Consider the following 9,565-nt stretch of genomic DNA (forward strand, 5'->3'; position numbering starts at 1 on the left):
GGAGAGGTGAAATACTTTTACGGTTTTACAACAGTTGCCTTAGTATTACTATTTGCGATCAAGGCTTCAAATCGGGTAAAACGGGCATCGAGCGCTTTCAGCAAACGTTGCTTGTCCGCTTCCGCCAGGAAGGAATAGCGCAGGCTGTTGTACGACAGCTTTTTGATTTCCGCATAATCGGTCTTGTACTGGCTGGCAAACAGCACGTATTCATTCGACAAGGTATTGCGCGACACGCCCGCGTCGTCCGTGGAGATCACGAACGGCACGCCATACTTGCGGTACAGGGTGACCGGATGCGCCTGCCCCTTGATGCCGAGGATGTAATCGTTGCTGGTCAGGTTCACTTCCACGGGAATGCCCCGTTCGCGCATCTTTTGCATGGTGGCCAGCGCATTGTGCTCGTAGGCAATATCCATGCCGTGGCCAATACGGTCGGCGCCGGCTACATCGACGGCTTCGGCGATATGGAACGCCATGCCCTCCGGCGGCACCATGCCCAGCGCCAGCTCGCCCGCGTGCAGGGCGATCTTGACGTTCGGATATTTTGCCTTGAGGAACTTGAACATTTCCATGTGCAGGCTGTAATCGCGCATGGACACGTTCACGCTTTCCTGGCCCACGATATTGACGCCCACCAGCAGCGGATTCAGGCTGGCCGCCTTGAACGCGGCCACCATGGACGAGAACACTTGCGATGGCGACAGGAAACGCAGCACATACGCCTGGTAGCGCATGGTGAAGTGCGCATCGTCGATGCCGGCGCTGCTGGCGTTCACGTTATCGTTGTAGGCGGTGATGCTTTTCTGGAAGCTGGCGTCCTGCTCCAGGCTGGCTGTCCACTTGGCCAGTACGGCTTGCAACGCTGCCGGCGGCAAGCCCGGCGCCAGCACTTGCTGGTCGAACTGGGTGTTTTGCACGAAGGGCGACAGTTCGAAAATCGTCTCGATGTAGCTGAGGTTTTCCGCGATGGCGCGCTGCTTCAGGGTTTTCAGGCCGTCGGCCGTATTCGTCGAGGCGACAGGGCCGAAGTAGCCGAAAGTATCAAAGAAAGTACGGTCGGGCGGCGTCTGGATGGCGCCGTGGTTATAAAAGTCCTTGGTGGACCAGCGCTGCAGCAGCTCCGCATACAGGCCCGCATCGGCAAACACTTCCGTGGACGACAGGCAGCTGCGCTGTCCGGCCGGTTTGGCGCGCTCAGCCGCGACGACGTCCTTGTTGCTTTCGATGCGGTACGTTGTCTTGTTGACGCAATAGTTTTCCTTGTCGACCCAGTCGAGGAATTGCTCGGCGTAGATGGCGCCCGAGTAATGGTGATGCAGGTCGCCGCCCTTGGGCATCATGGAAAAGAACAGGCTCAACTCGGCTGTCTTCGGCTGCGCACCGCCAACCAGAGCGGCAAAATGGCGCGCCGTGGCCGCTTCGTTGGAAGTCGGGGCGGCCTGCGCCGTTCCGGTCAAGGCCAGCGCGGCGCCAAGCGCCAAGCCGGTGAGTTTTATGTGCATTCGCATTCTCGCTCAGGATGATTCGTGTTGAACAACGGGTAGGTCAGCCCTGCCCCCGCACGTGCACGCATTGCCCGCCTGAATAGGTGGCGGCCACGGCGCGGTCGTCACCGAGCAGCGCGAAGGCAAACAGCAATTCCTCCAGGCTTTGACAACCAGCCGTGCGGCGCGCCAGCAGCGGCGTCGATTGCTTGTCGAGCACGATGAAGTCCGCTTCCGTGCCAGCTGCGAAATTGCCCAGGGTGCCTTCCAGTTGCATGGCCCGTGCAGCGCCCAAGGTCGCCAGGTAAAACATGCGCAAGGCGGGCAGATAGCTGCCTTTCAAGCGTGCTACTTTATAGGCTTCGTTCATTGTTTGCAACATCGAGAACGAGGTGCCGCCACCTACATCGGTGGCCAGCGACAGCAGCACTCTCGCCGCATCGGCCCGCTCGAAATCGAACAGGCCGCTGCCCAGGAACAGGTTTGATGTAGGACAAACAGCGGCCGCCGAAGACGTTTCCGCCATGCGTGCGCGGTCGCGCTCATCGAGCCAGATGCAGTGGCCAAACATGGCGCGCGGGCGCAGCATGCCGTAGTGGTCATACACGTCGAGGTAGCTGCGCGCCTGCGGGTGCAGTTCGCGCACCCAGCGGCATTCATCCTCGTTTTCCGACACATGGGTTTGCAGATAGGTATCCGGATAGGCGCGCGCCAGCTCGCCCGCCAGGTGCATCTGCTCGTTCGTCGACGTCGGCACGAAGCGGGGCGTGATCGCATACAGCGAGCGGCCATGCTTGTGCCAGCGCTGGATCAGCGCCTCGCTTTCGCGCGCGCCGGACTCGGCAGTATCGCGCAGGAACTCTGGGCAATTGCGATCCATCATGACCTTGCCCGCCACCATGCGCAAGCCGCGCGCCTCGCTGGCACCGAAGAAGGCATCGACCGATTGCGGATGCACGCTGCCATACACCATGGCCGTCGTGGTGCCGCAGCGCAGCAGTTCATCGAGGAAAAACTCGGCCACGTTGCGCGCATGTTGAGGATCCTCAAACGCGCGTTCGGTGGGAAACGTGTACGTTTCCAGCCACGGCAGCAGGCCGGGCGCGGGCGAGGCGATCATTTCCGTCTGCGGAAAATGCAGGTGGGTATCGATAAACCCGGGCACGATCAGCTTGCCCCGGTAATCGACGATCTCGCTGCCAGGCGGCAAGGTCGCCAGCAGCTGCGCGTAGTCGCCAGCGGCCACGACCTTGCCATCGGCCACGATCAGCAAGCCATCGGCATGCCAGGCGTGCGCCTCCTCATTGAAAGCGGGATCGGCGTGGAAGTGCAGCAAGCTGGCACGGTAAGCTTGCAATGTGGCAGGAACAATCGGCATGACTTCTTTCTATAACGGGTGAATGGCGGCGCGTGCTGGGCGGCGCGGTGGCGCGCTGGCAGAGGCCAGCCGCAGCGGTGCGGCCAGGGCCGCGCTGGCGGCTTCCTCCCACACCATCAACAATTGGCAGGCAACGGAGGCGGCGATCACGGCCGGCACCTTGCTGCGGATGCCGGGCATGCCGATCGGGCACACCATGGCGGCAATGCGTTCGTCCGGCACGCCGCGCGCCCGCAGGCGGTGCTCGAACTGCTTGCGTTTCGTGTGCGAACCGATCAGGCCGAACCAGCCCGCATCCTCGCGTGCCATGATGGCTTGCGTCAAGCGTTGATCCAGCGCATGACTATGCGTCATGACAAGAAAACTGCCGCCCGGCGGCGCCATGGCGACGAATTCCTCGGGCGTATCGGTGGCGGCGATGCGCACGTTATCTGGCAACTCCGCAGGGAACGCCACGGAAAACATGTCTTCGCGTTCATCGACCCAGGTGACATTGCAAGGCAGGTGGGCCAGTGCGCGCACGATGGCGGCCCCCACGTGACCGGCGCCAAACAGGGTCAGATGGGCGCGCGGCGCCAGGCAGGGGTCGACCAGCCAGCGCCGCCCTTCACTCCCCTGCGCCACATGGGTTGCGCGCTCGCGTGAGAACGTGTCGGGCGCCTGGCCTGGCGTGCCGGCGATCAATTTTCCATCGGCATCGAACAGGGCCGACGCGGCGGTGCCATCGAGCGCCGTGACTTTCCAGCTGTCGAGCTGGCGGCGTTCGCGCAGGGCGGACAACACCGCAGCCAGGCTGGTATCAACAGGCTCGAACGCCAGGTGGACGACGCCGCCGCAGCATTGGCCCAGGCTGGGACCGAGCGCAAAACGTTCGAGCCGCGCATGCGTGTCTCCTGTCGCCAGCATGGTCTTGGCAATTTCCACGGCACGCAATTCCAGGTGGCCGCCACCGATGGTGTCGACCTGGCCATCGAGGGTGACGCGCATCTTCGCGCCCGGCTCGCGGGGCCCGGAACCTTCCACCAAGGCAACCGTCACCAGCACGGATGCCTGCGTGCCACTCTCGATTGCCGTCAACCAGTCGCTCATCATCGCCCCCTATGCGCCAGCGCAAACCGCTTGCACGGCCATGACCGCCTTGAGGATTTCCTCGCTGGTGGCGGGGGCATTCAGCGGCGGCTGCACGGCGTGATGGCCCACGCTGGAAATGGCGTCGCGGATGGCAAAGAACACGGAAAACGGCAACAGCAGCGGTGGTTCGCCCACGGCCTTGGAACGGTGGATGCTGTCTTCCACATTACGGTTCTGGAACAGTTTCACACGGAAATCTTCCGGGCAATCGGAAATGCCAGGAATTTTATAGGTCGATGGCGCGTGCGTCATCAGCTTGCCCGCCGCATTCCACCACAGCTGCTCCGTCGTCAGCCAGCCCATACCCTGGATAAATGCGCCCTCCACTTGACCCAGATCAATCGCGGGATTCAATGACTGGCCCGCGTCGTACAAGGCGTCCGCGCGCAACAATTTCCATTCACCCGTCAGGGTATCGACCACCACTTCGGCCACGGCCGCGCCATACGCGTAGTAGGAAAACGGATGGCCCGTCATCGTCTTCGCATCCCACGACAAGCCCGGCGTGGCGTAAAAACCATCCGACCACAGTTGCACACGGGCCAGATACGCCTTCTGCACCAGCTCGGCAAACGCGACGACATGGCCATGCACGTGGATATGGTTGTCGAAGAAGCGCACACTGACAGCGTCGCCGCCGTACAGTTTGACCGCGTAATCGGCCAGGCGTTCGCGGATCTGCCGCGCCGCATCCTGCGCCGCCTTGCCGTTCAGGTCGGCGCCGGTGGATGCCGCCGTGGCCGACGTGTTCGCCACCTTGCTGGTGTCGGTGGCCGTGGCGCGCACGCATTCGAGATCCAGTCCCAGCTCGTGCGCCACCACCTGCATGACCTTGGTATTGATGCCCTGCCCCATTTCCGTGCCGCCATGGTTGACCAGCACGGAGCCATCGACGTACACGTGGACCAAGGCACCAGCCTGGTTCAAATGCGTGACGTTGAAGGCGATGCCAAATTTCAAGGGCGTAAACGCCAGCCCCTTCTTCAAGACAGGACTGGCCTCGTTAAAGGCATCGATGGCGCGGCGGCGCGCGCGATAATCGCTGCTGTCTTCCAGTTCCGCGACGAGCTCATGGATGACGTTGTCAACGATTTTCTGGCCATACGGCGTGACGTTGCGCCCTTCCGCATCGTTGCGGCCATAAAAATTGAGCAGGCGGATATCGAGCGCATCGCGTTGCAAGTGGCGGGCGATTTCATCGATGACATACTCGATGGCAATGGCGCCCTGCGGCCCGCCAAAGCCCCGGAATGCCGTGTTCGACTGGGTATTCGTCTTGCCGCAGGCGGCGCGGATGTCCACGTCGGACAAATAGTAGGTGTTGTCGAAGTGGCAGACGGCGCGCGTGGCGACGGGGCCGGACAAGTCGGCCGAATAGCCGGCGCGCGTGGTCATGTCGACCTTGGCGGCAAGGATGCGGCCATCGTCGTCGTAGCCCACTTCGTATTCATAGTAGAAACAGTGGCGCTTGCCCGTCACCAGCATGTCGTCGTCGCGGTCGGCGCGCAGTTTCACGGGACGCTTCTGTTTGGCCGCCGCAATCGACGCCGCCGCCGCCCACAGGGCCGATTGCGATTCCTTGCCGCCGAATCCGCCGCCCATGCGACGGCATTCGACGGTGATGTTATGCGAATGCACGCCCAGCGCATGCGCCACCACGTGCTGCATCTCGCTCGGATGCTGGGTCGAACACAGCACCAGCATGCCCAGCGCTTCTTTCGGGATGGCGTAGGAAATCTGTCCTTCCAAATAAAACTGTTCCTGCCCGCCCACATACAGCTGGCCCTTGACCACATGCGGCGCCTTCTCGAATGCGGTCTGGTAGTTGCCACGCGTCAGTTGCATGGGCGGCAGCACGTACGATTGCGCCGCCTTCGCCGCCTGCGGCGTCATGATCGCGGGCAATTCCTCGTATGACACTTGCGCCAGGCGCGCGGCGCGGCGCGCATGGTCGTGCGTATCGGCCACCACGATGAAGATCGGTTGGCCCACATATTGCACCAGATCAAAAGCCAGGATGGGATCGTCGTGGATAATGGGACCGCAATCATTGGTGCCGGGAATGTCCTGCGCCGTGTAGACGGCGACGACACCGGCAGCGGCGCGCACGGCAGATAAATCCATGGCAGTGATGCGCGCGTGCGGCTTTTGCGACAGGCCCAGCGCCGCGTGCAAGGTGCCATGCAATTCGGCGATATCGTCCGTGTAGGTGGCTTGCCCCAGCACATGCAGTTGCGCCGATTCATGGGGGCTGGGCTTGCCCACGGCGCTCCAGGCAGCCGCTTGCAGTTCGGGCGTGGCAGGATGGTTCATGCTGGTCCTTTCAGGCGCGGCAAGCGTAGGCGTTGACGGCAGTGCGCAACAGCGGCGCACCGGGACGGGTTTCCAGCCAGAAGCGGCGCAACAGGTTTTGCGCCGTCGTCATGCGGTAGGTGTTCGACGCGCGCATGTCCGACAAGGGCGCGTAATCGTCCGCCAGCAAGCGCATGGCGATGAGCAAATTGTCTTCCGTCCACGCCTGTCCGCGCAGAAACGCTTCCGTTTGCGCAGCGCGCTGCGGCGTGGCCGCCATGCCGCCGAAGGCGATGCGCGTATCGACGATGCGTTCGCCATCGAGTTCAAAGGCAAACGCAGCGCACACGGCCGAGATATCCTGGTCGAAGCGTTTCGCCAGTTTATACGTGCGGAAATGCACCTCGGCACGCGGCAAAGGCACGCGCACGGCTTCGACGAATTCGCCGGGCTGCAAGTCTTTCTTTTGATAGCCAAGATAAAAATTTTCGAGCGGCATGATCCGCTGGCCGGCGGAACCGCGCAGCACGATCTCGCTGCCCAGCGCAATCAGCCACGGCATCGAGTCGCCGATGGGCGAACCATTGGCCACATTGCCGCCCAAAGTACCCGCGTTACGGATCGGCAAGGAAGCAAAACGCTGCCACAGTTCCGACAACTCTTCCGGATAATGCTCGCACAGTGCCGCATACGCATCGTTGAGGCTGGCGCCAGCGCCAATCTGCAGCTTGCCGTCAACGATGTCGATGGTTTTCAGGGCGGCCACATTGCCGAGATATATGATGTCGCCCAGGTCACGCAGTTGCTTGGTGACCCACAGACCAATATCGGTGGAGCCGGCCAGCAGGCAGGCTTGCGGCTTTTCCGCGCGCAACGCCACCAGTTCGTCGATGCTGCGCGGCGCGTGGAAATACTGGCCGCCGTGTGCATACGTGGTCAGGCTGCCGCGCTGCAGCGCTTGCAATTGTTGCGCCAAGGCATCTCGGTCGAATGCGACGTGCGGCAATTCGCCCATGCGCCTGGCCGCATCGATAATGGGCCGGTAACCGGTACAGCGGCACAGATTGCCGGACAGCGTATCGTCGATTTCGCAGCGCGTGGGGGTGGCGCCATTTTTCTCCAGATACATGCCCCACAAGGACATGACGAAGCCGGGTGTGCAAAAACCGCACTGGGAACCGTGGCACTCGACCATCGCCTGCTGTACCGGATGCAAGGCGCCATCGGGCTGTTGCAAGTCTTCCACGGAAAACAGGGCCTTGCCATCGAGCGTGGGCGTGAGCTGGATGCAGGCGTTGACGGCTTTCATCTCGACCTGGCCATCCACCAGGCTGCCGATGACGACCGTGCAGGCGCCGCAATCGCCTTCGGCGCAGCCTTCCTTGGTGCCCGTGCAATGCAAATCCTCGCGCAGGTGCTGCAACACAGTCTGCGTAGGGGCGGCGTTGCGTACTTCCTGTACGGCACCACGGTAATAAAAACGGATCGGTTCTGACATGCTGGCCTCGGTATAGTCCCAGTATAGGAGATTAACACCGGCATATGGGACAACTATATGCAAAGACTGATTTTACTTATCATCCAATATCAATACCCATCAAGCAGTGCAGGGATGCGTCGCATGCCAGTGTTCGGCAATATCGATGCGGCGCGTGATCCACACTTGCTCATGGCGCTGCACATAGTCGAGGAAGCGTGCCAGCGCCGCGGCCCGTCCCGGACGCCCCACCAGGCGGCAATGCAAGCCCACCGACAACATCTTGGGCTGATTCAGGCCGTTCGGATCGCCTTCCGCGTACAGCACGTCGAAGGCATCTTTCAGATAATCGAAAAATTGGGTGCCCGAGTTAAAACCTTGCATGGCGGCAAAGCGCATGTCGTTCGTATCCAGGGTGTAGGGCACAATCAGCTGCGGCTGCATGGCCGGCATGCCCGCGGCATCCGTATAAGCCACTTTCTCCCAGAATGGCAGATCGTCGCCATAGTAATCGGCGTCGTAGCGGAAACCGCCATGCTCGACCACCAGTTTGCGCGTATTCGGAGAATCGCGCCCCGTGTACCAGCCTTGCGGGGCGGAACCCGTCAATTCGCGGATGATCTGCACGGCTACACGCATGTGTTCGCGCTCCGTCGCTTCGTCCATGTTTTGGTAGGAAATCCAGCGCAAGCCATGGCAGGCGATTTCATGCCCCAGTTGCTGGAAGGCGGCCACCGCCTCCGGATTGCGTTTCAAGGCCATCGATACGCCAAACACGGTCAATGGCAGGCGCCGCTCCTCGAACATGCGCAGCAAGCGCCACAGCCCGGCACGCGAACCGTATTCATAAATCGACTCCATGCTGAGGTGGCGCGCAGGAAAAGCGGCCGCACCGATCATTTCCGATAAAAACGTTTCCGAGGCGGGATCGCCATGCAGCACGCTGTTTTCCGCCCCTTCCTCGTAATTGAGGACGAATTGCAGGGCAATACGAGCCTTGCCCGGCCATTGCGGATGCGGTGGCGTGCGGCCATAGCCGATCAAGTCGCGTGGATAATCTTCATAATTGTTCATGCGGAGGCGCGCCTATAGGAGGACAATGTTGGCTATATGCCCAATCATATAGCCGGGCGCAGTCACCGGTATATGATTTGCACGATAAGCACATTCACTCACCCTATATACAGGATAGCAAATGGGAAAACTCAGCACGCATGTACTCGATATCGCCCACGGCAGGCCGGGAGCCGGCGTCAAGGTGGCCCTGTTTTCGGTCGCACCGGAAGGAAAAGTGTTATTGAAGATGGATATGACCAATAGCGACGGCCGTTGCAGCACGCCATTGCTGGAAGGCGACAGCATGAAGGCGGGCCAGTATGAACTGGTATTCAATGCAGGCGACTATTTCGCCGCCCAAGGCGTGGAATTGCCCTCGCCCCGCTTCATCGATCTGGTCACCCTGTCCTTCGGTATCGCGCATACGGATGAAAACTACCATGTTCCGCTAGTGGTATCGCCGTGGTCGTATTCGACTTATCGCGGAAGTTAAGCGACGTTAGATGGCAAAGGCAGCGCGTAGCGCTGCTTTTTTTTATTTGGAATTACCCCAACGGCGAAATACCGGGGTCAGATCCTCAGGGTCTGACCCCAGCCTTCGCTTGGGGCGAACGCTCAAACCGCCAGACGAAAAAAAACCCGCCAATTGCTTGACGGGTTTTTCTCTTACTGCGAATAACAAGCCTGACGATAACCTACTTTCACACTGGTTGCAGCACTATCATCGGCGCAAAGTTGTTTCAC

Annotated in this window: 7 protein-coding genes; 1 reads left to right on the forward strand and 6 read right to left on the reverse strand. The window is 61.0% G+C overall.

From position 1 onward, the window contains the following. Positions 1-17: 17 nt before the first annotated feature. From AC07X6_RS11885 to puuE, 6 genes are all read right to left on the reverse strand, one after another. Positions 18-1,505 (reverse strand): adenosine deaminase family protein, encoded by a 1,488-nt coding sequence (locus tag AC07X6_RS11885; protein ID WP_494791085.1) that lies wholly within the window; start codon positions 1,503-1,505, stop codon positions 18-20. 43 nt (positions 1,506-1,548) lie between these two features. Then, the gene (guaD, locus tag AC07X6_RS11890; RefSeq protein ID WP_494791086.1) at positions 1,549-2,865 is read right to left on the reverse strand and encodes a guanine deaminase; all 1,317 of its coding nucleotides are present in this window, start codon (positions 2,863-2,865) and stop codon (positions 1,549-1,551) included. A gap of 9 nt (positions 2,866-2,874) precedes the next feature. Further along, positions 2,875-3,954: a xanthine dehydrogenase accessory protein XdhC gene (xdhC, locus tag AC07X6_RS11895; RefSeq protein WP_494791087.1), complete on the reverse strand. Its 1,080-nt coding sequence runs from the start codon at positions 3,952-3,954 to the stop codon at positions 2,875-2,877. A gap of 9 nt (positions 3,955-3,963) precedes the next feature. Continuing rightward, entirely contained in the window at positions 3,964-6,309 is a 2,346-nt protein-coding gene (gene xdhB, locus AC07X6_RS11900; RefSeq protein WP_494791088.1) for a xanthine dehydrogenase molybdopterin binding subunit, read from the reverse strand. Positions 6,310-6,319: 10 nt separating this feature from the next. Beyond that, positions 6,320-7,786 (reverse strand): xanthine dehydrogenase small subunit, encoded by a 1,467-nt coding sequence (gene xdhA / locus AC07X6_RS11905; RefSeq protein ID WP_494791089.1) that lies wholly within the window; start codon positions 7,784-7,786, stop codon positions 6,320-6,322. Positions 7,787-7,885: 99 nt separating this feature from the next. After that, the gene (gene puuE / locus AC07X6_RS11910) at positions 7,886-8,839 is read right to left on the reverse strand and encodes an allantoinase PuuE (protein ID WP_230538817.1); all 954 of its coding nucleotides are present in this window, start codon (positions 8,837-8,839) and stop codon (positions 7,886-7,888) included. A gap of 121 nt (positions 8,840-8,960) precedes the next feature. Here puuE and uraH point away from each other — a divergent pair, with 121 nt between their 5' ends. Continuing rightward, positions 8,961-9,314: a hydroxyisourate hydrolase gene (gene uraH, locus AC07X6_RS11915; protein ID WP_034754489.1), complete on the forward strand. Its 354-nt coding sequence runs from the start codon at positions 8,961-8,963 to the stop codon at positions 9,312-9,314. The last annotated feature ends 251 nt before the right edge of the window (positions 9,315-9,565 follow it).

This window comes from Janthinobacterium sp. GW460-12-1-14-LB5 (genome assembly GCF_059423585.1).

Bases quoted from the DNA above. Each gene is read 5' to 3' on its own strand.
- AC07X6_RS11885 (WP_494791085.1), bottom strand. From the start codon at position 1,505: ATGCACATAAAACTCACCGGCTTGGCGCTTGGCGCCGCGCTGGCCTTG.
- guaD (WP_494791086.1), bottom strand. From the start codon at position 2,865: ATGCCGATTGTTCCTGCCACATTGCAAGCTTACCGTGCCAGCTTGCTG.
- xdhC (WP_494791087.1), bottom strand. From the start codon at position 3,954: ATGAGCGACTGGTTGACGGCAATCGAGAGTGGCACGCAGGCATCCGTG.
- xdhB (WP_494791088.1), bottom strand. From the start codon at position 6,309: ATGAACCATCCTGCCACGCCCGAACTGCAAGCGGCTGCCTGGAGCGCC.
- xdhA (WP_494791089.1), bottom strand. From the start codon at position 7,786: ATGTCAGAACCGATCCGTTTTTATTACCGTGGTGCCGTACAGGAAGTA.
- puuE (WP_230538817.1), bottom strand. From the start codon at position 8,839: ATGAACAATTATGAAGATTATCCACGCGACTTGATCGGCTATGGCCGC.
- uraH (WP_034754489.1), top strand. From the start codon at position 8,961: ATGGGAAAACTCAGCACGCATGTACTCGATATCGCCCACGGCAGGCCG.